Source organism: Rhizobium herbae (assembly GCF_019511375.1).
Lineage (GTDB): Bacteria > Pseudomonadota > Alphaproteobacteria > Rhizobiales > Rhizobiaceae > Pararhizobium > Pararhizobium herbae_A.
Genome location: NZ_JAEUAO010000006.1, coordinates 84,210 through 106,918, shown reverse-complemented (window position 1 = coordinate 106,918; position 22,709 = coordinate 84,210). Strand labels below are relative to the sequence as shown.

The following is a 22,709-nucleotide window of genomic DNA, read 5'->3' as shown; positions in this document are numbered from 1 at the left end:
CCAATGTTTTGGCAGTCCCGGCTACAGTTATAGTTCCCGCAAGCCTGCTTGGGTTGATGTAGGTAGCGACGCCGTCTGAATCCAGTTTCGAAAAATAGAAAGCGTGATGCGTGCCCTTGTATTCACAAATTATCAGAAAAGGAAAATCCTCCAATGGCTCGTTCGCGTAAGTTTCCGAAACGGGCAGGATGATAAAAGTAAGCAAAAAGGCAATTGCTACACATATAAAAAAGAAAATCCTTGTTGAAATATAGTGCGTTATTCGCAGAGCAGATAGATAGACCATTGATCCAAGACTCCCGTTGATTGAAACGCCCCTATCGAGGCGCCACGTGTCTGCGCATTGCTCGCCACGATCTGCTTGTCTAGTGGCGGAGTTCTGCATTGCATTTCCCAGGATCATACGAAAGCTCCTCAAAGACTGCTCCCAGTGCGTTTGTATTGCAAGAGGGAAACACCCACTGGGACGCCGCCAGAATTACTCGCCGTAAAGGAATTCGCCCTCGGACAAATCTGGCTATTCGCGGTCGCAAGTCGGTTGTCGAATTGTCACAACAGGTTTAATGTCCCATGGCAGAGGTCGGCGCTGAAATCCGCGAGGGAGTTGCAGTCGATATGCTCGCCAAAGATGTAATGACGACGAAGATCGTCAAAGTCTCACCCGACAACAGTGTCAGGCATGCTTGTAAGATCATGCTGGACAATCACGTCAGCGGCGTCCCGGTCGTTGACGACGACGGGCACCTCCTCGGTATCATCAGTGAAGGCGACCTGATCCGCCGAACGGAACTCGGCGGCGGAGCGTTCGCGCCCACCGACACCGCAATCCCTGCGGAAGCGAGGGCTGACGCCTATGTGAAACGCACTTCATGGAAGGTCAGCGACACAATGACGCGTGACCCCGTGACGATCGATGAGGAAACGTCACTCACGCGCGTTGCACAACTCATGCAGGACCACGGCATAAAGCGCGTTCCCGTCGTGAGAGCTGGTGAGCTGATCGGCATCGTCGGCCGGGCTGACCTGCTCCGCGCGATTCTAGTGGCCAACCTGGATGAAACGGCGTCAGGCGATGAGGGCATTCAGCGCAGCATCGTGACGCGGCTTGGGGAGAACACCGGTCTGGAAGGTCTCGGCGTGGAGGTGACCGTTGCCGATGGTACGGTGCATCTCTGGGGCAACGTCGAGACCGCGGAATGCAGGCGAGCCGCTCGGGTCGTCGCAGAAAGCGTTCGCGGCGTCAGAAGCGTTGTCGAGCACTTTTCGCAATCTTGTCCGGAGGGCGGGACAGGTAACTGAGCATCTCCACGAGTCGGGGTCGTTGCTCAGGCGGTGCATGACATTGCACAAGGGAGGAAGCCAACTCATGGCACAGAGAATGAAAGCGGCTGTTGTGCGAGCCTTCCGGGCGCCACTCGTCATAGAGGAAATGGCGGTTCCAAGTCCGAAAGACGGACAGATTCTCGTGAAGTATGAGGCGAGCGGCGTCTGCCACACCGACCTTCATGCGGCAAGCGGGGACTGGCCGGTGAAGCCCAATCCGCCTTTCGTGCCTGGGCATGAAGGGGTCGGGTTCGTCGCCGGGGTGGGCGCAGGCGTAAAGAGGGTAAAGGAAGGGGACCGCGTCGGCGTGCCCTGGCTGCACAGCGCTTGTGGTTACTGCCCCTATTGCCGAACCGGTTGGGAAACGCTGTGCGCATCACAGTCGAACACCGGCTATTCCGTAAACGGGACCTTCGCTCAGTTCGGTCTTGCTGATCCTGATTTCGTGGCCGGCTTGCCCGGCAGCCTGGATTTCGGACCGGCGGCCCCGGTGCTATGCGCCGGCGTCACTGTTTACAAAGGTTTGAAAGAAACCGAGGTTCGCCCTGGCGAGTGGGTAGCCATTTCCGGGGTGGGCGGCCTAGGTCACATGGCTGTCCAGTACGCCAAGGCGATGGGTATGCACGTGGTCGCCGCGGACATATTCGAGGACAAGCTGGCGTTGGCCAAGAAACTTGGCGCCGACATCACCGTCAACGGCAAGGACCAGGATGCGATCGAGCAGGTCCAGAGGGCCACGGGCGGGGTACATGGAGCACTTGTCACGGCGGTTTCGCCGATTGCGATGGAACAAGCCTTCGGGTTCATGCGGTCGAAGGGAACGATGGCTCTCGTCGGCCTTCCTCCCGGAAAGATTTCCCTGCCAGTCTTCGAGACCGTGTTGAAACGCATCACCGTACGTGGCTCGATCGTGGGAACGCGTCAGGACCTCGAGGAATCCCTGCAATTTGCGGCAGAAGGCAAGGTTGTTCCCCATTTCCGCTGGGACGAGCTGGAAAACGTCAATGATATTTTCCGGCGGATGGACGAAGGGAAGATTGACGGCCGAATTGTAATGAGACTGCAATAAGTTACGGCCAAGCGCCACTTTGCGCTAATCTGCGGCCTTGGACCAGTTGATGTAACACCGACTTCAGTAGGAGGCTGCGATGGCTTCGCTTGAAACGGCAAAGATCCAACAACGTTCGGCAGAGGAGAAACGATCAGCAAGTCCGCTGTCAGAGGAGGAATTGCGGCTGATCGATGCTTACTGGCGGGCTTCCAACTATCTTTCTGTTGGCCAGATATACCTGCTCGACAATCCACTGCTGCTGGAACCCCTGAAACGCGAGCATATTAAGCCGCGTCTGCTGGGGCACTGGGGAACGTCGCCTGGCCTGAACATGCTTTATGCTCACCTAAATCGGGTTATCAAGCGCGACGATCTCAATATGGTCTACGTGATCGGTCCCGGCCACGGTGGGCCTTCGCTGGTTGCTCACGCTTATCTGGAGGGCACCTACAGCGAGTTCTATCCAAACATCAGCCCGGACACGGAGGGCATGAAAAGGCTCTTCAAGCAGTTCAGCTTTCCTGGCGGCATCCCGAGCCATGTTGCGCCAGAAACACCGGGCAGTCTCCATGAGGGCGGCGAGCTCGGATATGCCTTGAGCCACGCCTATGGGGCGGCCTTCGACAACCCCGACCTTATCGTCGCCTGTGTCGTCGGCGACGGCGAGGCTGAGACCGGGCCGCTCGCGACCGGCTGGCACGGCAACAAATTCCTGAATCCGGCCCGCGACGGCTGCGTGCTACCGATCCTCCATCTCAATGGATACAAAATCGCCAATCCATGCTTCCTAGCCCGCATTCCGGAGGACGAATTACGGAAGTTTTTCGAGGGCATGGGCTACGAGCCCTATTTCGTAGAAGGGGATGATCCGAAGGATGTACATCAGAAACTTGCCGGCACGCTCGACGCTGTCATAGGCGAAATCCGGAAAATCTGGAGCGATGCGCGCACGAACGGCAATATGAAACGCCCCGCATGGCCAATGATTGTCTTTCGAACGCCAAAGGGGTGGACCTGCCCCAAGACAATCGACGGCAAGAAATGCGAAGACTACTGGCGTTCGCATCAGGTGCCGATGGGCGAGATGGACAAGCTGGAACACATCCGCATTCTTGAGCAATGGATGAAAAGCTACCGGCCCGAGGAGTTGTTCGACGAGGCAGGCAGGTTCAGATCCGAACTGGCCGCATTGGCTCCTGCAGGCCGCCGCCGAATGAGCGACAATCCGCACGCCAATGGCGGCCTTCTGTTGCGTGAATTGAAGCTGCCGGATTTCGAGCAATATGCTGTTTCGGTCCCCAGCCCTGGAGCGACAACGGCGGAGTCTGCGCGCGTGATGGGCAAATTCCTGCGCGATGTGATGAAGTCGAATCTGGAGAGCAAGAACTTCCGGCTGTTCAGCCCGGACGAGAACAACTCCAACCGCTGGCAAGATGTACTGGAGGTGACCGATCGCTGCTACATGGCGGAAATCTATCCGGATGACGACCATCTCTCGCCGGACGGCCGCATCATGGAGGTTCTCAGTGAACATCAATGTCAGGGATGGCTGGAAGGCTACCTCCTGACGGGCCGCCATGGCTTCTTCTCCTGCTACGAAGCCTTCATCCACATCATCGACTCGATGTTTAACCAGCATGCCAAATGGTTGAAAATATGCAATGAAATCCCCTGGCGGAGACCCGTAGCCTCGCTGAACTACTTCCTCAGCTCGCACGTCTGGCGCCAGGATCACAATGGCTTCAGTCATCAGGATCCGGGCTTCATCGATCATGTCGTCAACAAGAAGGCGGACGTGATCCGGGTATACTTGCCGCCGGATGCCAACACCCTGCTGTCAGTGACGGATCACTGCCTGCGCAGCCGCAATTACGTGAACGTGGTCGTCGCAGGCAAGCAGCCCGCGCCGCAATGGCTGACGATGGACGAGGCCGTCAAACACTGCAGCGAAGGTCTCGGCATCTGGGAATGGGCCAGCAATGACAAGGGTGGCGAACCTGACGTCGTCATGGCGTGTTGTGGTGATGTACCGACCCTGGAGACGCTGGCTGCGGTTCAGTTGATCCGCGAACACCTGCCAGAACTCAAGGTACGGGTCATCAACATCGTCAACCTGATGAAGCTCCAGCCTGCGAAAGAGCATCCCCACGGACTGACAGACCGCGATTTCGACGCTCTGTTCACCAAGGATAAGCCGATCATCTTTGCCTTCCACGGTTATCCATGGCTGATCCATCGGCTCACATATCGCCGGACGAACCACGGGAACCTTCATGTTCGCGGCTATAAGGAAGAAGGCACGACGACCACGCCCTTCGACATGGTGGTTCTTAACGAGCTCGACCGGTTCCACCTTGTCGAGGATGTCATTGACCGGTTACCGCAACTCGGCGCCCGCGCCGCCTACTTCAAGCAGGCTATTCGTTCGAAGTTGATCGAACATCGCAAGTACATCGAGAAGTACGGCGATGACATGCCTGAGATAATCGGGTGGAAGTGGGGGCTGAAAGCTGCCCCGGGAGTGGCCCGGAAAACCTCTACGGAAGGGGACAATATCTGAAAAAGAGCAGAACAGGAGTTGGAAGGAATTCGCGCGGTCCAATATTGCATTTCGGCGATTGAGGCTAAGCCAGGTTGTAAGCAGTCGCCATAGTGGAGGGCCCGCGCATCGTCGAAAGAGAAGCGCGTGATGGTGGGTTCGGTCAGTGATTATGGCGCGCATGGGCAACACGGTGGCGTTGCGGACGGAATGGCTCCCAGCCCTGCCATAGCCTTGCTCTCCAATGGTCGCTATAACGTCATGCTTACGGCGGCTGGGGCCGGCTATGCGTCGTGGCGAGAGCTGGACATTACACGCTGGCGGCAGGATTCTACGCGCGATTGCTGGGGACAGTTCTGTTACATCGAAGATCGGACGCAGAACAAGATTTGGTCCATCGGCAAGCAACCCCTCTATCAACCTGACAATGTCTACGAGAACGTCTTTTACGGAGATCGTGCCGAATTCCGCTGTCTGGCCGACGACATAGAAGTCTCCTGGGCAGCATGTGTCGCGCCCGATATGGACGCGGAAGTGCGGATACTCAAGATCTCCAATCATGGCACCACCGCGAGAAGCCTAGAGCTGACCAGCTATGCAGAAGTCTGTCTGAACAACCGCCGCGCGGACAGGGCCCACCCGGCCTTTGCCAACCTTTTTGTTGAAACGCAGTTTGATCATGGGACTGGTGCCTTGCTTGCGAGACGCCGACCGCGCAGTGCTGAAGAGCAGCCTGTCTGGGCAGTTCATGTTTCAGCGTCGAGCGCGCCAGGTGGCCAGCCGGTCGAGTACGAAACCGATCGGCTCAAGTTCCTCGGCCGGGGCCGCACGATTGCCAACCCTTTGGCACTGGGCGGTGCAGCGGGCCTCTCCGGCACGGCTGGCCCCGTTCTCGACCCGGTTTTCTGCCTGCGAACCGCCATCCATCTTGATCCCGGCGCAATGGAACGGGTCGCATTTGCAACAGGTGCGGCTGACAGTGAAGTGATGGCACAGGCGATCGCGAGGCGATACTCAAGTCTCGAGGGGGCCGACAAAGCCTTTTCCGACGCCGCGGAATGCTATCGCAAGGAACTTGAGGATTCGAACCTGACCCCACAGGAAGTTGCACTGTTCAACCGATTGGCCGGAAGTATAGTGTTTATTGATCCGCGCTATCGAGACGCATCCGCACTCGGCAAGAAACCTCCCAGCAGAGAAGCGCTGTGGCGCCACGGGATTTCCGGCGACCTTCCGATCGTGCTGGCGCGCATCGCAGACATCGGTGACAAGTCGCTCGTTCGCGACGTGATACGAGCGCACACGTTCATCTCCCGCCAAGGCTTGCGTTTCGACCTCGTCCTGCTCGATGAACGCGACGGCAACGATGCCAAGCGATTGGCAAAGAAGCTGGGCCAGCAAGCCGCGTTGGTCGGTAAGCCGGGCGGTATCCATCTGTTATCGGCGGTCGGAGTTCCAAACGATGACATCGATGCGATCACCTTTGCGGCATGCAGCGTTCTTTCGAACAGTCGAGGCTCGTTGGCGAGCCAACTTAACAGACGACAAGAGGGCGCATCCTCCTCCTCTCGAAAGGCAATTCGCGAGACGGCCACGAAGCGGCCCGCCGAGACCGACACGGATTTGCTGTATTGGAACGGTTTCGGGGGGTTTAGCAGGGACGGACGCGAATATGTCATCGTGGTGGATGGCGCGGCATCGCCGACGCCTTGGTGTAACGTCATCGCCAATCCTGAATTCGGCTCCCTGACGAGCGATGGCGGCCTGGGCTATACCTGGGCCGGCAACAGCCAGCTAAACAGGCTGACGCCCTGGTCCAATGATCCAGTCTCGGATCCGCCCGGAGAGATCGTCTACCTGCGGGATGAGGAAACTGGAGAGCTTTGGACGCCCACCCCCCTGCCACTGGGGCGAGGCGCGGTCGTAACCGTTCGCCATGGGCAGGGCTACAGCCGATACGAAAGCGACAGCCGATCCTTGCATCAGGAATTGACGGTGCATGTTTCCTCGGCGGATCCGGTCAAGATCATGCGCCTTGCGCTTCGCAACGACGGAGCGCAAGCACGCCATCTGACGGCGACGTATTTTGCCGAATGGGTGCTCGGGATACAGCGTGAAGACGCGACGATGCAGGTCGTCTGCGAACGTGATCTTCAATCGGGAGCGGTCGTTGCGAAGCGCGCCTGGGCGGATGAATTTGCCGGAAAACTGGCATTTGCAGCGGCAAACCAGATTGCGCGCTCGGCAACCGGTGATCGCTCCGAGTTTCTGGGGACCTATGGTTCCGTATCGCAGCCCGCGGGAATGGCAAAATCCGACCTGGCAGGGGGTCTTGGCTCGTTGGGTGATCCTTGCGCGGCACTGATGGTGGAAATTCGACTGGCACCAGGCGAAAGCGCAGAGGTCGTTTTCGTTCTTGGGCAGGCCGATAGCCTCGACGAGCTTCGCGCGCTCGTGCGGAAATATGCCGAGCCAACACGCGCGCGAGACAGCCTCGCCATCGTCTCTCGCCAGTGGGATGACATCCTGGGTGCAATCGAGGTCAAGACGCCCGACATCGCCTTCGATCTGATGATGAACCGCTGGCTCATGTATCAGGTCCTGTCTTGTCGCGTCTGGGCGCGCTCTGGCTTCTATCAGTCCGGTGGCGCCTTCGGCTTCAGGGACCAGCTGCAGGATGTGATGGCATTGGTCCACAGTGCACCGAGTGAAGCACGCTCGCATATTCTGCGAGCCGCCGCGCGCCAGTTCACCGAGGGAGACGTACAGCATTGGTGGCATCCTCCATCGGGTGTCGGGGTGCGCACACGCATGACCGACGACCTCTATTTCCTGCCTTTCGTGGTTCACCATTATGTTTCGACCACCGGCGATACCGGCCTGCTCGATGAGCACGTGCCCTTCATCACATCACCGATCCTGAAAGAGGGCCAGGAAGAGGATTTCGGCAAGCCGGACCTCGGCAAGCAGACCGGTACCATCTACGAACACTGTATCCGTGCGCTGGAACATGGCTTCCGGCTCGGGCGGCACGGCCTGCCGCTCATGGGAACGGGCGACTGGAACGATGGTATGAACAAGGTCGGGGCTCAAGGTAGAGGCGAAAGTGTCTGGAACGGCTGGTTCTTTCTCACTGTACTGAAATCATTCGCGACGATCGCGTCTTTGCGTGGAGACCACAGATGCGCAACATCGTGCCTCGAACGAGCCGAAGGTCTGCGTGCTGCATTGGAAACACATGCCTGGGACGGCGCCTGGTATCGCCGAGCCTATTTTGACGATGGCGCGCCTCTTGGATCGTCCTCGAACGACGAATGCCAGATCGATGCCCTTCCTCAGGCTTGGGCCGTGATCTCCGGCGCGGGCGATAAGGAGCGCGCGTCCAAGGCGATGAGCGCGGTCTATCAAAGGCTTGTGCGCCAGCAGGACAAATTGATCCAGTTGTTCGACCCGCCATTCGACAAGGGGTCGCTGCAGCCCGGCTACATCAAGGGCTATGTTCCTGGCATCCGGGAAAATGGCGGTCAGTATACCCATGCGGCTGCCTGGGTTGTGCTGGCTACTGCGCTTCAAGGCGACGGCGATCGGGCCTTGGAGCTCTGGAGTTTGATCAATCCGATCAATCATGCTTCGACGATGCAGGACGCGCAGCATTACATGGTCGAGCCTTACGTTGTCAGCGCCGATGTCTACGGCGCGCCGCCACATACCGGACGCGGGGGTTGGACGTGGTACACGGGATCGGCCGCCTGGTTGTATCGTGTGGCGCTAGAGGCCATCCTTGGTTTTCGCAGACAAGACCAGCTTCTCTCGATTGACCCATGCGTTCCGACCTATTGGCCGGAGTATCAGGTGAACTACAGGCATGGGTCGGCCACATACCGCATCCACGTGGACAACAAGGCCGGGGTCTGCGGAGGAGTAAGTTCGGTTTTCCTGGATGACCAACCGCTTACCGACCGCAAGGTGCAACTCACCAGTGACGGCCGCTTTCACGACGTGCGCGTAATCCTTGGATAGACATATGTCCCAAATGCTCTCGACAGACCCTGAGCCGCATCGGATGCCGACCGAAGAAGACCTCGGCCGGCTGCAGTTCACGACGGTGCTGTACTATCTTCATTGCACCAATCCCGACAACGGCCTTGTTCGCGATAAGACTGAGCCCGATGCTCCGGCGAGTATCGCCGCATGCGGGATGGCGCTGGCAACCATTCCGGTTGTCGTGGAGCGCGGCATCGTAATCCGCAAGTTTGCAGCCAAGATCGCCCGAAAGCGGCTGGAATTCCTGCTGGGATGCCCCCAGGGGCCGGAACCTGACGCGTCGGGGTACAAGGGCTTCTTCTATCATTTCCTCGATATAGAGACGGGACGCCGGGTCTGGCAGTGCGAATTGTCCACCATCGATTCAGCCTTCCTGTTCGCCGGAGCATTGGCCGTTGCTACCTATTTCGACGGCGAGACTGCCGATGAGGTCGAAATACGCCAGCTTGCCACTGCGCTCTACGAACGGGCGGACTGGAACTGGGCTTGCGATCACGGACTTACTCTGACCCACGGATGGCGCCCAGAAAGCGGGTTCATCCCATATCGCTGGCGCGGATACGACGAGGGCCTGCTACTTTACATTCTCGGGCTGGGGTCGCCGACCCATCCACTGCCTCCCGAGGCTTATTCCGCCTATACCGAAAGCTACGACTGGAGAAACATCTACGGGCGCGAACTGCTCTACTCGGGACCGCTCTTCACTCACCAACTCTCGCATATGTGGATCGATTTCCACGGTATCCGCGACCAATTCATGCGCGATCACGACAGCGACTACTTCCAAAACAGCCGGCATGCGACCTACGTGCAGCAGGAATATGCCATTCGCAATCCAATGAACTTTGCCGGCTATGGTGAACACTGCTGGGGGTTCACCGCAAGCGACGGACCAGGCTGGATCAAGAAGACGGTCGGTGGCGTGGAAAGGGAATACTTCGACTATATCGCCCGCGGCGCGCCCTTCGGACCCGACGACGGCACTGTGTCGCCATGGGTCGTCGTGGCTTCTTTGCCTTTTGCGCCGGAGATCGTCATTCCGACGGTCAGGGCCTTTGCGAAAATGCATTTGGGAATGACGCGTCTTTACGGGTTCAAGCCGTCATTCAACCAAACATGCGTGCTGGACGACAGCGATACGGGATGGTGGGTCAGCCCCTATCACTTCGGCATAGACCAGGGCCCGGTCGTGCTGATGATCGAAAACTACCGGACCGGCCTGCTCTGGAATATCGTGCGCCGGTGCAAGCCGATCGTGACCGGGCTGCGTCGAGCTGGCTTCACGGGAGGTTGGCTGTAGAACAGCCGGGGCTCAGGGCCAGTAGATTGCGACGAAACCCGCACACCATCAGTCCTCTACCGACCTCGAAATCCAACCTGAGGCCTGAAGTGACCGGCGTTTCGGCATTCGAACGCTCGCGGCGTCTCCCACGCCAACAACTGCTCTTGTCGGCACAAGGCTACAGCGTCGCGCGTCAAACATGAGGCGCAAAGGACGCTGTAGGACTTGGAGGTAGTGTGGCGCGCTCTGCCGACAACAGCGACCGCCGCATGGATGCCGGGATCGCGAGGTCGCCATTAAAGTGGTCAGTCCTGCTCTGCCAAAAGCTGCTCCCGGATTTCTTCCAGTCGCCGTTTCTGTTTATCATCGACGACCGGCATGCTGAGATCAAGACGTTCGAGGGCGGAAGATACCACCACGGATATGGCAAGACGGGCAAACCATTTGTTGTCAGCCGGAATAACGAACCACGGAGCCCACTCAGTGCTTGTGTTCTCCAGCATATCCTCGAAGGCTTTCTGATAATCGTCCCAGTATTTTCGCTCCTCGTAATCCGCCGTGGAAAATTTCCAATTCTTGTCGGGCTCGTCGATCCGAGAGAGAAACCGCTTCTTTTGCTCGTCTTTTGAAATGTTGAGAAAGAACTTCAAAACGATCGTCCCGTTATGCCAGAGATACTTCTCAAAGTTGTTGATTTCCTTGAAGCGGCCCTGCCAGATATTCCCTTTCCGGGTTTCTGGAGGCAGCTTTTGTTTGGCAAGGAATTCGGGATGCACCCTGACAGCCAGGACTTCCTCGTAATAAGACCGGTTGAATATGCCGATCATCCCACGTCCAGGCAAAGCCTTGGAGGCCCGCCAGAGATAATCGTGATCGAGATCTTCCGCCGATGGCGACTTGAAGCTTGTGACGTGGCAGCCTTGCGGGTTGATGCCTGACATCACGTGCCGTATCGCCCCATCCTTCCCCGCGGCATCCATCGCTTGAAAGATGATAAGGATGGCATAGGTATCCTGAGCGTAAAGTATTTGCTGCATTTCCGACAATCGCTGGACGTTCGAAGCCACCTGCTCCAGCGCCCCGGACTTGTCATCATAGCCGCCCGTAAACTTCGGGTCGAAGTCCTTCTTGAGCGACACGGAACTTCCAGGTTCAACCGCAATATCGCGAAACCGGAACTTCACCTGACCGCTTTCGCCGACCGGAAATTTGCGCTTCTTGTCAAAGTCCACGTCGAATTTCATGTGGTTTCCCCTTTGTTGAGCGAAGGCTTGTATTTTTCGGTTCGTGCGGCGTTATTTCTGCTCTTCTAAATATACCGCGCTCAATAATCTCGAAGCGTTAGTGTCGCGAAAAAACGTGCGGATTCCCGTTGTCTCCAGCCGATCGGGCGCGGCGCACTGGCTTGCTCGATCAACACCGCGCACCAATTTCACGCAGATGGAGCGAAAGGGCTGGGGTTCCAAGATAGATGCACGTCTGAAGTGACACCGAGTTCTCGTGTTTAGCGTGGCTGCGAAACTACAATGCCGCTCGCGAGACGCATCGTACGTCGTCTCCAAAACGCCATTTCTCCGGTCTTCCGAGAAGCTATTTTATTCTAACATGTTTCGCGGCAAAATCCACGAACCTGACATGGCTTCAGTCAAAGGTAGTATCGGCGCGACGCTGCCCGCAATCAGTCTCACAGTCCGCGTGTTTTAATGGCTGTAGCTTAGTCTGGCCCGCCTGTCGTCGAGCCGGGCGTTTGTTCTTGCAATACAATCGCCTTGGGAGCATGCTTCAATCCGCTTTCGTATGATCATGAGAAGAGATGCGATGCAATCGTCCGTCATAAGAAGGTCTCTTATCCATTGTGCGGGCTCACGTCGGCCACCGCCAGTTTTTCCAAGGGTCTTGCGCGCCAACTACCATGCAAGTTCGGCATCGCCACGACCCTTGGTCGTGTTCGTAAAACAAAGGTGAAAGCATTTCGAGAGCGTGGGAGGGCTCGCCTGATGCGGAATCTAATCACGATCTGATTACGAGCAAGATGCGCCGAATCCGAGGGATGAATATCGCCGTCGGTGGCGGTCCCCTCGTGTGATGCCGAAACGACCCAAACCCCAGCGCGATCTCATACTTCTTGGTCTTCTTGACTTGATAGTGGAGCCACAAGATGCACGACAAAAAAGACGTAGATCCGAATGTAGCGCCTCCAAGTGCCAAAGACTTGCGAATGCAGGTTCTCCAGCGGGAGATGGAGCAAATGGAGAAGGAGCGAAAGCTCAAGGCGCAGGATGAGAAGAAACATGCTGATTTTGCTGAGGACTTCCTGGAAAAGCAGGTGAGCGAAGAGGAAATCGCGGTTGTCCGCCGGCTTGTTGCAAATGCCGTGAAGGACGGCAAGTTCGAAGCCATGGTCTACAGTTTTCCTTCAGACCTGTGCACCGACAGCGGTCGAGCTATCAACAGCGGCGACAAGGACTGGCCCAAGACCCTTCAGGGCAAGGCTAAGGAGTTCTTCGAACGATACCAGACATTCGGTAAGCCTCAAGGCTACAAGCTGAAAGCGATGATCATCAACTTCCCTGGTGGCGTGCCAGGTGACGTGGGTTTCTTCCTGAACTGGGCTCCTGACGACGTTTGAGTGCTTAAGGGCAACGGAGGGCGATCGTCGCCATCCGTTCGAGAGCCTGCCAGTGCCGAATTGGTTCACCTTGGGGGAAAGAAAATGGTTATAGAGCGGATCGTTTTGGTCTGCCGCGCTGCGGTGATCATTCTAGCGATGCTTGCCACAAGCGGCGTGGCGCTAGCTCAGGAAAAGCAAGCTTCCGTCCCGCCCACGCAAGAGAGTGCCACCCCCGAACCGCTCACCGAGGAGGAGTTGGAGGTTCTGGTTGCCCGCATCGCGCTTTATCCAGACGAACTGGTGGCGCTGGTCTCGGCCGCCTCGCTCTATCCCTTGCAGATCGTCGAGGCGGCGCGGTTTCTCGAGGCGCGCTCAAAAAAGGCCGATCTCAAGCCCAAGGAAAGCTGGGACGGCAGCGTGATCTCGCTGTTGAACTACCCGGAAATCGTCAAGATGATGAGCGAGGATCTCGATTGGACGCAGAGCTTCGGTCAAGCGATCGCCAATCAGCAAAAGGACGTGCTGATCGCAATCCAGCAATTGCGCGACGAGGCGCTCGCCAAGGACATCATCAAGTCGGACGACAAGATGAAGGTGGTCGAAGAGGGTGACAACATCATCATCCAGCCGGTGAACCCTGAAACGATCTATGTCCCTCAATATCCGCCGGAGATGCTCTACGAACCGGACTATGTGCCGGCGCCGATCGGATATTACGATGAGCCCTATCCCTCCTATTACTACCCCGGAGCGGCCTTCTTCGCCGGCGCCGTCAGCGGCGCGATCTTCGGCGCCATCGTCGACTGGGATGACTGGGGTGTCTGGGGTGGCGATTGGGACGGCGACATCGATGTAGATTGCAACAAGTGCTTCAACAACGTCGACTTCGACGGCAAGATGAAGTGGAACGACATCGATTGGAAAAATGTCGACCGGAGCAAGCTCAATCTGGACCGTGACCAATTGCAGAAGTTCGACCGCACGAACATCAAGAATAATATCAAGGCGAAGGGCGATAATAATATCCGCAACCGCGCTGCCGCCGTCAACCGCGATCGGCCCCAGGCGCGCGCCGCTGGCGGCCAGATCAAGGACGTACGCAAGAGTACGCTCGAAGGACTGAAGGCCCAGCCTCGGCCGGCCGCGCGCGCCGGCGATGGGAGAACGGCGGCGAAGGCGAAACCCAATGTGTCGAAGTCCAATGTCAACCGTTCCAAGGGCAAAAAGCCCAACGTCAATCGACCAGCCGGCAAGCAGAAGATGGCATCCAAGGCGCAGAACCGCCCTAAAAAACCGTCCGGCCTCGGCAATGTCAACTCCGGGCGGCGGGAAGTGGCATCGTCTAGGCGTGGTGGCCAGAGTATGGGCGGCGGCCATCGCGGCGGCGGCCGCAGCCATGTAAGCCGCGGCGGCGGCGGCCGGCCAATGGCCCGCGGTGGCGGCGGGCGTGGTGGTGGTGGGCGTGGCGGCAGGCGTTGAGGGGGCGACGGGAGCACGATGATGACCAAGCTTATTCACACTCTTCTCATGGGATTGGTGGTGTCGTTCATATTTGCCGTTACACCGCTTCCTGACGCTCTGGCGCAGGCACCGGATCCGGCGAGCATCGATGCCTATGCCGCAGCGGAAGACTCTCCCGCGTTCGACGATCCCTCGAAGGCGGTGGAGGCCTTCAAGTCGGCGCTTGCCGCCAATGACTTCGATGGCCTGGCCCGGCTTTTGGGTCTTGACGCCGTGAAGCTCAAGGCCAGCGAGGGGGCGATGGAAACATTCGCGCTCATCCGCGAGGGGGCGTCCCGCAACGTTGTCGTCCGCGATCTCGAAGGCAGCAAGATCATCGAGATCGGCGACCGCCTCTGGCCTCTGCCGTTTCCGCTGACGAAGGGAGAGGACGGCAAATGGGCGTTCGACACCTTTGTAGGGCTGGAAGAGATCGTCAATCGCCGTGTCGGTGAGAATGAGATCGAGGCGATTGAGACGGCACGCGCTTATGTCGAGGCCCAGAAGGAATATGCCGCCACGGATCGGGACGCGGATGGCGTCTTTGAGTTTGCGCAAAAGCTAATCAGCAGCCCGGCTCAGACCGACGGACTCTACTGGCCAGCGGACCAAGGCGACGGCGAAAGCCCGGTCGGCGACGCGATCAGCGAGGCCGCCTTGGAGAAGGCTAAGGCCGGGGAGGGCTATTTCGGTTACCGATTCCGCATATTGTCCTCGCAGGGCGACAACATTGCCGGGGGCAGATACGACTATGTCATCAATGGCAACATGATCGCCGGATTCGCACTTATTGCCTGGCCGGTTAAATATGCCGAGACCGGTGTCAAGACGTTCGTCGTCAATCAGCAGGGCATCGTCTACGAACGGGACCTTGGTCCGAGCACCGAGGCGATCGTGCCCTTCATCGACCGCTTCGACCCGGATGACAAGTGGACTGTGTCAACGGATTAACTCGGCTTGAGTTGAGAGCTGTCGCCGGGTGCGGCGGCAGGAAAAACGCTGCAAAGGAGTTGTTTTCGCCAACGCTAAGCGGTTGGCGTTGGCTACGCGCAATTGCTTGTGCATTGGCCCCTGCTGCATACGTTCTTAAATCCTAATCGATGTCAGAAAAATAATTAAAGTTTCAAAGTGCTACGGCCTCCTTTGCGCGTCATGTCTGACGCGCGTCGCTTGAGATCGGCCGACGCGGCGTTCCAAATGAATGCAACGATGGTTCAGCCGATCGGATGCACTTCACCACCATTGGTTCTGATCCACGTCTGCAGCACGGTCCAAAGGACGGCCAGCGTCGTCGCACCGATAAACATGCCGGTAAAGCCCCAGGCCGCCAGCCCACCGATCACTCCGACGAAGAGTACCAGCAGAGGCAGCTCGCCGCTTCGCGCTATCAGCATCGGTTTGACCACATTGTCCGCTGCCATAAGAACGAAAATGCCCCATACGACAATAAAGATTGTCCACCCTGTCTGGCCTTGGGATCCGAGCCAGATTGCCACCGGCAGCCAGACCAGAAGCGGTCCGATCTGGATAATGGCCAAGAAAAACGTTACGGCCGCCAGGACGATCGCACCGGGAACACCTGCCACTGCAAAGCCGATCCAGGAAAGCACCCCTTCCAGCAGAGCTGTTCCGATCACGCCGATCGCAACGCCCCTGATGGCTTTCCCCCCGGCATTGAGCAGGACCAGTCCTCTCGGGCCAACTATGCGTTCGGCAATGGCGGACACGAAGCCGACGACCTGCGTGCGCGAGGCGTGAATCATCGCGGCCACAATGATCCCTGCGAATATTTCGAGGACCGCAATCATAAGACCTGCGCTGAGATTGAGAAGCCAGCGGCCCGCTGCTGCGAGTTGGGGTTCGAATCGTTGCAACAAGGCCAGTCCGCCACCCTGAAACTCCTGCCATATGAGCGTCAGCTTTTGTCCGAGCAGCGGGAGACTTGAAATCCACCCGGGCAGATCGGGGATCCTGCGAGCACTGGCCTCTCTCAGCCATGCCTCGGCGACATCGACATGGCTGATAACGGCGGTGCACAGGTAAATCAGCGGGACGATCGTGATAGCCGCAGCGATAGCGCCGAAGCTGAAGGCAGCCAAACGACGCCTTCCGCCGAGAAGAACAACCATCCGATCGTACGGCGCCGCCGTCGCCGTGGCAAGAATCACGGCATAGGTTACGACACCTACAAACGGCGCCAATACCCAGAAGGTTGCCGCCAGCAGCGCGGAAACAAGCAACAATGCCAGCGCTGTTTCAATGACCTGCTGTTGCCCACCACTCCTGCTGCGCATTTCCTGCATGAGGGCCCCTCCGGATCAAGAAATTAAGGTGATCCCTCCAGGCAGCGGACGCGGGAAGCGGAGCTGTAACTGGCGGAAAGTTCTTGGCGTCACAAGCGGGTCATGTTTTGATGCCTGGCATGCCGCCACAGTATATTTAGAAACCTTGAATAGAAATGCCGTGGTCCAGCGAACAGCAGGATTCCGTTCAAGCCCTCGAGGGCACTGAGCCAGCAACAAACGCGGTGTTATCTGTCGTTCGCTCACGCGCAGGCAATGTCTAGCATCCCCGGTGCCATCGCCAGCGTCACCGGGATTCTGCTCCGACTGACGAAGGGCTGTGTGTGTCAATGCTTGCCGACAGCGCCGTCACCGCCTCCTCCATATCTTCGAAAATCATGGCGGAGCCTATTTTGGCAAGGACGCCGGAACGTTCCAGCACGTCCAGCGGTTCACTATGGAGTTCCACGATTGCGAATTTCAGGCCCCGATTCTCCGCCAATGCCCGTATCTCATCGAGCATGGCGGCCGCGGTGCTGTCGATCTGGGCGGCCGCCCCTGCGTCGAAGATAAACCCCTTGGTATCCGGTCCGATCTTTGCAAAGATGTCCTCAATCCGGCTCTGGACGTAATCAGCATTGAGGAACAGCAGACTTCCCTGGAGAAGGTAAATCACCAACCCCGGAACCGGCATCGCCTGCGGATAGCGATGAAGCTTGTAGAACCCGTCGCGTCCTGGAATGCGACCCAGCAATGCGTCGCGCGGCCTCATTCCCTGCATCACGAGATAGAGAAGCGTCGCAACCACGGCGATGATCACTCCCTTCAATACCCCGAAACCAAGCGCTCCAGCCATGCTGATAAGCGCAAAAGAAAACTCGATCCGGCTGATGTGCCATAAGTCCCTCAGGGTTCGCAGATCGATCAAGCCTATAGCTGCCGATGCCAGGACCGCGCCCAGTGCGGGTGTGGGCAGGATGGCCAGCGCATCGGTCAGGAAAAGCACTGTGAGTGCCAAGGCGACAGCTGAGAAAACGGCCGCCAATTGGGTCTTTCCGCCCATGAGATCGTTGATTGCGGTACGGGAATCCGAGGCGGTTACAGCGAAACCGCCGCACAATCCAGAAGCCAGATTGGCCGCACCGAACCCGAGGAGTTCGCGATTTGCGTCAACCGGATATCTGTTCTTGGCGCCAAAGCTGCGCGCGGTCACGATCCCAGCACCGAAGCTCATGATCAGCACTGCCGCCGCGCCGAGAAGGAGGTCATCAACGGCGATACCGCGCGGCATCGGTATGGTGGGCCACGGAAGCCGGGACGGAACCTCGCCAACCACGGCTATCCCCAGCGTCTTGAAATCAAACGCGTATGACAGGGCGATTGCGAGTGCCACGGCAACAAGCGGTCCGGGAATGGACGGGCGCCATGCGCTTAAAAGTCGCAGAAGGACGAAAAGTCCAACACCCAGAGCAAGGGAAGGCCAGTGGATCAGGTCCAATTTATAAGCGATTTCGACAAGCGGCCCAATCAACCCGTCGCTCTCGATCTTCACGCCGGTTAGTCGGCCGATCTGGCCGACGAGGATCGACAGCGAGATGCCTGTCATGAAGCCTGTCAGGATCGGACGCGAGAGGAGGTCCGCGATGAAGCCGAGCCGAAGGAAACTTGCAAGAAAGCAGAGGAGGCCGACGATCGCGGCTATGGCTGCCGAAGCCATCACGTTTTCGGCAGTCGAGGTGAGACCGAAAGAAACCAGGACTGCAGCAAGCACCGTTACCGTGCCAGCGTCCGGACCCACGATGAGTTGCCGCGAGGAGCCAAGAAGCGCGTAACCGAGAACCGACATGATGCTTGCATATATGCCGACTTCCGGCGGCAACCCGGCTAATGCCGGATAGGCAATCGCGCTAGGCAACCCCACCGCCGCAATAGCCAGCCCTGACGTCAGGTCATACCGAAGCCACTCGGCCCGATACCCCCTCAAGCTGGCTATGATGGAAAGGGTTGGCATGTCGTCGAGCATCTCCCGGGTTAGAAGGATCGGCACGTTCTGCAGGGGCTGCCAAGGGCGTTCATTTCCACTCCGTCACGCCGGGCGTCCACTTGTTCCAGACCCGCGGGGTTGTTGAGCGCACATGCAGAGAGATCAACATTGCGAAGCGGCGTCGGCCGAATTCTGCGGACTTGATTTGGCATTGGCTACAACACGCGCCCTGCCAGATCGCCTAGCCTGGCCTGTGCGGACAGGAACAGTTCATTGGGATGCGGGGAGACCGCCAGCGTTCGATTGGAATATGCCGAAATTCCGGTCACTTCCGGACCGAGCCACGGCGGTCGGGGAGGTTGGTCGGCCTCGTTGCCAAGTTCGATTTCTGCGAGAACGAGCCCTTCGTTGGCGCCGTTGTAGACGTCGATATCCCAATCATAGCCGTCGGAGCGCACCCTGTAGCGGGTTTTCTCAACCACGGCGGTGGCGTAGGCGAGCATTTCCAAGGCATCGACATAGGGGATATCGTATTCGAATTCCTCTCGCCTCAAGGAACTCGTTCGAAATTTGACCGTAAGCACGGCGCGCGCCATATCGATGGTCCTGATGCGCACCGTCCGCTTCTTGTTCGCGGTGAGATAGGCCTGGCAGAGTGCGGTCCCTTGGGAGGCGTGCCTGCGCCAACTGTCGTTTGACACGAGGTATTTTCGCTCTATCTCCGCGGCCATTTCGTCCCTCTAACAGTTGCACGCACCGACGACGAAGTCCGACAGCAGTTGACGGAATCCTCTTTAAGACGCGCTGTCCAAGCCCTTGAAATTTGGCTATGTTGGTCGGAAGCTGCCCCCACTGTCGGTACACCTCACCCCTGCAAGAAAAGCGGAATTGTAAACGATCAGGGCGTCCAAAGCGACGGGAACGTGCTGCCGATGTGGACGGGCAAATCTGAAGTTCGGTTGGTGGTGGCTACATCGAAACTGCGAAATAAATATTAGTACCAACTTTTGTTTTAGGCAATCGCTCAACTAAACTCCCAAATTCTGTCGGCTCGAGGCAGAAACCTGGGAAAGGGCGGCTTTGCAATACGAAGTCAACCATGCTACCCGGGGGGATCATCATGCGCAGGCGCATGCTTTCAGCGACAGCTCTTTTTTCCGTTGTTTCGCTCTTTTCAGGTCAGATCTTTTCTGCACGCGCCGAAGAGCCTTCCTTCGCCAAACTTCAAGCCATGTGCCGAAATGCAAAGGATCCATCGCAGCAAGGGTACTGCACGGGCTTTCTCGAGGCCATCGCCTTGCGCCTCGTTCGTGACGACAAGGGCTGCGCTCTGCTGCAGGAGTATATCGACCAGGCAAACGCGGATACTGCTCTTCCCGATCTGATTGGCGACCTGAACCCGGCCGAGTATTCCCAGCAGGCCCTCGAAGCGGTGGAGAGGTTCTTCTATAGCAGGGGGTGCACATAGATGGTGGACCTGCTCGGGGCAGCGCGAGCGCCCGGGCGTGGCTTACAATGCGATCTTCGCCTGTCGCTCTTGATGCCTGTTGTCTGCTATGGCCAGGAAAGGGCTTGATCTCTCTGCAGTCCTGGTCTTCACTGCCAGGAGTCGGGCCCTTTCCTCGTGGCAAACACCCAGGAGCTCATCTTGCGTCCCTTCGACAATCTGCGCCGCCTGTTTCGAGGCATGCGCCACGCGTTCGGTCAACCTGAGGTGCAAGGCGGCACTCAAGTCGTCGTCACGCTGATCGCGATCGGGACGGTGTTCTATCGGACCGTGGAGGGATGGTCGTGGCTCGATGCGGTCTACTTTTCGGTCGTAACGATCGCCACCGTGGGCTACGGCGACATCACGCCGCAGACCGCGATCGGCAAGATCTTCACGATAGGCTACATCTTTTCGGGGATCGGGATATTCGTGGCGGCAGTGACAGCCCTGGCACAGGCCACCCTGCGAGCCAGGCCGCCCGACCAAGACTGACAGATGGCCGGCGCAACTTGAGCCAGATCAAGACGGACCCGCTGTTTTGTGATAGGGTTTTTCCTCGTCGGCAAGTCAGGGCCTTGGAACGCCACTAAAAAATTCCTTAACGAGGAGATGGCCTCCTAGAATCTCAGGGCTTCGACCGCTTCAAAGCAGACTTCTAGTTTGCCGGTTCGAGCCCCTTTTGCGTCCCGGCCGGCTGGGGAACGGAGTGGCGTGCAATGGATCGTGCCCTGACCGAGATGCGAACCTCGCCGTTGCTCTGGCTGCTGGTGTTCGTTCCCATCGTTCTCGCGGGCGAGCGCCTCTGGCCCGACCGCCATACGTTGCTGTTCCTGCTCTCGGTACTGGCAATCGTTCCCCTGGCAGCGCTGCTGAGCCGGGCGACTGAATCGGTGGCGGAGCGGACCGGTGATGCGGTCGGTGGCCTCCTGAACGCCACGCTCGGAAACCTCACCGAGCTCGTCATCGCGCTTGCGGCCCTTCAGGCAGGTCAGTACCTTTTGGTGAAGGCCTCGATCGCCGGCGCTATTGTCACCAACACGCTTTTCATGCTCGGCGCGTCCTTCCTGATCGGTGGTCTGAAGTACCACGAGCAGGAATTCAACCGCATAACCGCCCGCGTCCAGTCCGGCCTGCTCTTCCTCGCGACTGTGGCTCTGCTCGTGCCCTCATCCGTTGCGCAGATGGACGGACGCGAAGCCGTCACTCAGCCCCTCAGCCTCGGGCTCGCGGGCCTGCTGATCCTTGGCTATGGGCTCTCGTTGGTGTTTTCCCTGAAGACCCACAAGGAGGTCTTCGCAAGCGCCAGCCATGGAGAGACAGATGCGGAGCCCTGGCCGATCAAATTCGCCTTGTTCACCCTCGCGCTGGTGACGGTCCTCGTCGCGCTGGTTAGCGAGGTCTTCGTGTCCTCGGTGCAGATCGCGGCCGGAACCCTGGGAATGTCGCCAGCCTTCGTTGGTTTCGTTGTCGTCGCTATCGTCGGCGCCGCCGCCGAGATGACGACGGCCTTCTCGGCCGCCGCGAAGGACCGCCTCGACCTCAGCGTCGGCATTGCGCTCGGCAGCGCCGCGCAAATTGCACTCTTCGTGGCGCCGCTGCTTGTGCTCCTGAGCTATGTCATCGGGCCGGAACCGATGAGCCTACAGTTCTGGCCTGGCGCCATCGTGATGATGCTGATCGCGACCATGGCGGCTGTGCTGATGACGAACGGCGGTCGCTCCGCCTGGTTCGTCGGCGTAATGATCCTTATGGTCTATGCGATCTTCGCGCTAACCCTCTTCCTGCTCCCGCCATCGCCATGACCATAAAGGATGATTCACCTCCGGCGGCCGCGAAGAGGCGCGAAACCGCGACGGTGCGGACCGCCACATCCCGACGCGTGCTCGACCCGGTGGAGCGCGCCAGCGAAGTTTTGTTCGGCCTGATCATGGTCCTGACCTTCACGTTGTCCCTCGCAGCAACCGGGGTCGGCCGCGCCGACGTGCAGGCCATGCTGCTCGGAGCGCTGGGCTGCAACCTCGCCTGGGCCATGATTGATGCCATCCTGTACTTGATGGCCGTGCGCGGGGAAAACCGGCTGGCGGTCGCCACCATCCGGGCAATCCGCGATGCTGAAAGCCCTGCGGCGGCGCGCGCGATCGTCGCGGACCATCTCCCTCCTGCCGTCCTGCCGGCGCTGACTGCATCCGACTTGGATCGCATCGGCGTTCATCTCTCCAGTCTGCCGCCCGAAACCCTCGAAGCCCGGTTCGGTCGGGAGGACTATCTCGCCGCCCTCGGCGTCTTCCTGCTCGTCTTTCTGAGTGTCTTCCCGGTCGTCGCGCCCTTCCTGCTCTCCGACGTGACGCTCGCCCTCAGGCTTTCAAACATCGTCGCCGTCGTGATGCTGTTCCTCACCGGTTTCACCTTTGGCAGGCAAGTGGGAAGTCCATGGCGTACGGGATTTCTGATGGTGGCGATCGGCATGGTGCTGGTCGCTGTAGCGATTGCCCTGGGCGGATGAGCCGCTCGCGGCGCCCGTCCGGCGGCGCTTCTGGAGCGCGGACTTCTTGGCGGCAACGCGAAGGATGCTCGCGCTCTCACGGTGCTGACGGCATCATGCCG

16 protein-coding genes are annotated in these 22,709 nt (G+C 58.6%); 12 read left to right on the top strand and 4 right to left on the bottom strand.

Features of this window, described 5'->3' with window-relative positions; genetic code table 11:
- Window positions 1-615: 615 nt before the first annotated feature.
- The 5 genes from JNB71_RS21245 (at window position 616) to JNB71_RS21225 (ending at window position 10,257) form a co-directional block, all read left to right on the top strand.
- Complete coding sequence (locus JNB71_RS21245) at window positions 616-1,299, top strand: CBS domain-containing protein (protein ID WP_220373950.1); 684 nt, start codon at window positions 616-618, stop codon at window positions 1,297-1,299.
- 67 nt (window positions 1,300-1,366) lie between these two features.
- A complete protein-coding gene (adhP, locus tag JNB71_RS21240; protein WP_220373773.1) occupies window positions 1,367-2,392 on the top strand; it encodes an alcohol dehydrogenase AdhP in 1,026 nt (341 codons plus the stop codon).
- A gap of 79 nt (window positions 2,393-2,471) precedes the next feature.
- Complete coding sequence (locus JNB71_RS21235) at window positions 2,472-4,934, top strand: phosphoketolase family protein (RefSeq protein WP_220373772.1); 2,463 nt, start codon at window positions 2,472-2,474, stop codon at window positions 4,932-4,934.
- Window positions 4,935-5,123: 189 nt separating this feature from the next.
- Complete coding sequence (locus JNB71_RS21230; protein ID WP_223215955.1) at window positions 5,124-8,933, top strand: GH36-type glycosyl hydrolase domain-containing protein; 3,810 nt, start codon at window positions 5,124-5,126, stop codon at window positions 8,931-8,933.
- 4 nt (window positions 8,934-8,937) lie between these two features.
- Window positions 8,938-10,257 carry a glucoamylase family protein gene (locus tag JNB71_RS21225; RefSeq protein WP_220373770.1) on the top strand — a complete coding sequence of 440 codons (1,320 nt, stop codon included), beginning with the start codon at window positions 8,938-8,940 and terminating at the stop codon, window positions 10,255-10,257.
- Between the two features lie 287 nt (window positions 10,258-10,544).
- On the opposite strand, the gene JNB71_RS21220 is transcribed toward JNB71_RS21225, so the two are convergent.
- Entirely contained in the window at window positions 10,545-11,483 is a 939-nt protein-coding gene (locus JNB71_RS21220) for a polyphosphate kinase 2 family protein (protein WP_220373769.1), read from the bottom strand.
- A 914-nt stretch (window positions 11,484-12,397) separates the two neighbouring features.
- Between JNB71_RS21220 and JNB71_RS21215 the strand changes: the two genes are divergently transcribed.
- From JNB71_RS21215 to JNB71_RS21205, 3 genes are all read left to right on the top strand, one after another.
- On the top strand, window positions 12,398-12,868 hold the full coding sequence (locus tag JNB71_RS21215) for a histidine kinase (protein ID WP_220373768.1): 471 nt from the start codon (window positions 12,398-12,400) through the stop codon (window positions 12,866-12,868).
- 138 nt (window positions 12,869-13,006) lie between these two features.
- Window positions 13,007-14,329, top strand: a complete 1,323-nt coding sequence (locus JNB71_RS21210) for a DUF3300 domain-containing protein (protein WP_431029570.1) — start codon at window positions 13,007-13,009, stop codon at window positions 14,327-14,329.
- 21 nt (window positions 14,330-14,350) lie between these two features.
- Window positions 14,351-15,301 carry a DUF2950 domain-containing protein gene (locus tag JNB71_RS21205; RefSeq protein ID WP_220373766.1) on the top strand — a complete coding sequence of 317 codons (951 nt, stop codon included), beginning with the start codon at window positions 14,351-14,353 and terminating at the stop codon, window positions 15,299-15,301.
- A gap of 263 nt (window positions 15,302-15,564) precedes the next feature.
- On the opposite strand, the gene JNB71_RS21200 is transcribed toward JNB71_RS21205, so the two are convergent.
- From JNB71_RS21200 to JNB71_RS21190, 3 genes are all read right to left on the bottom strand, one after another.
- Complete coding sequence (locus tag JNB71_RS21200) at window positions 15,565-16,653, bottom strand: AI-2E family transporter (protein ID WP_220373765.1); 1,089 nt, start codon at window positions 16,651-16,653, stop codon at window positions 15,565-15,567.
- A gap of 286 nt (window positions 16,654-16,939) precedes the next feature.
- Window positions 16,940-18,643 carry a SulP family inorganic anion transporter gene (locus tag JNB71_RS21195; protein WP_223215946.1) on the bottom strand — a complete coding sequence of 568 codons (1,704 nt, stop codon included), beginning with the start codon at window positions 18,641-18,643 and terminating at the stop codon, window positions 16,940-16,942.
- Window positions 18,644-18,831: 188 nt separating this feature from the next.
- Complete coding sequence (locus tag JNB71_RS21190) at window positions 18,832-19,347, bottom strand: CYTH domain-containing protein (RefSeq protein ID WP_220373763.1); 516 nt, start codon at window positions 19,345-19,347, stop codon at window positions 18,832-18,834.
- A gap of 389 nt (window positions 19,348-19,736) precedes the next feature.
- Here JNB71_RS21190 and JNB71_RS21185 point away from each other — a divergent pair, with 389 nt between their 5' ends.
- From JNB71_RS21185 to JNB71_RS21170, 4 genes are all read left to right on the top strand, one after another.
- Entirely contained in the window at window positions 19,737-20,084 is a 348-nt protein-coding gene (locus tag JNB71_RS21185) for a hypothetical protein (protein ID WP_220373762.1), read from the top strand.
- Window positions 20,085-20,264: 180 nt separating this feature from the next.
- On the top strand, window positions 20,265-20,597 hold the full coding sequence (locus JNB71_RS21180) for a potassium channel family protein (RefSeq protein WP_220373761.1): 333 nt from the start codon (window positions 20,265-20,267) through the stop codon (window positions 20,595-20,597).
- 224 nt (window positions 20,598-20,821) lie between these two features.
- The gene (gene cax / locus JNB71_RS21175; protein ID WP_220373760.1) at window positions 20,822-21,907 is read left to right on the top strand and encodes a calcium/proton exchanger; all 1,086 of its coding nucleotides are present in this window, start codon (window positions 20,822-20,824) and stop codon (window positions 21,905-21,907) included.
- Window positions 21,904-22,608: a VIT1/CCC1 transporter family protein gene (locus JNB71_RS21170; protein WP_223215945.1), complete on the top strand. Its 705-nt coding sequence runs from the start codon at window positions 21,904-21,906 to the stop codon at window positions 22,606-22,608. The genes cax and JNB71_RS21170 overlap by 4 nt, the downstream gene beginning before the upstream one ends.
- The last annotated feature ends 101 nt before the right edge of the window (window positions 22,609-22,709 follow it).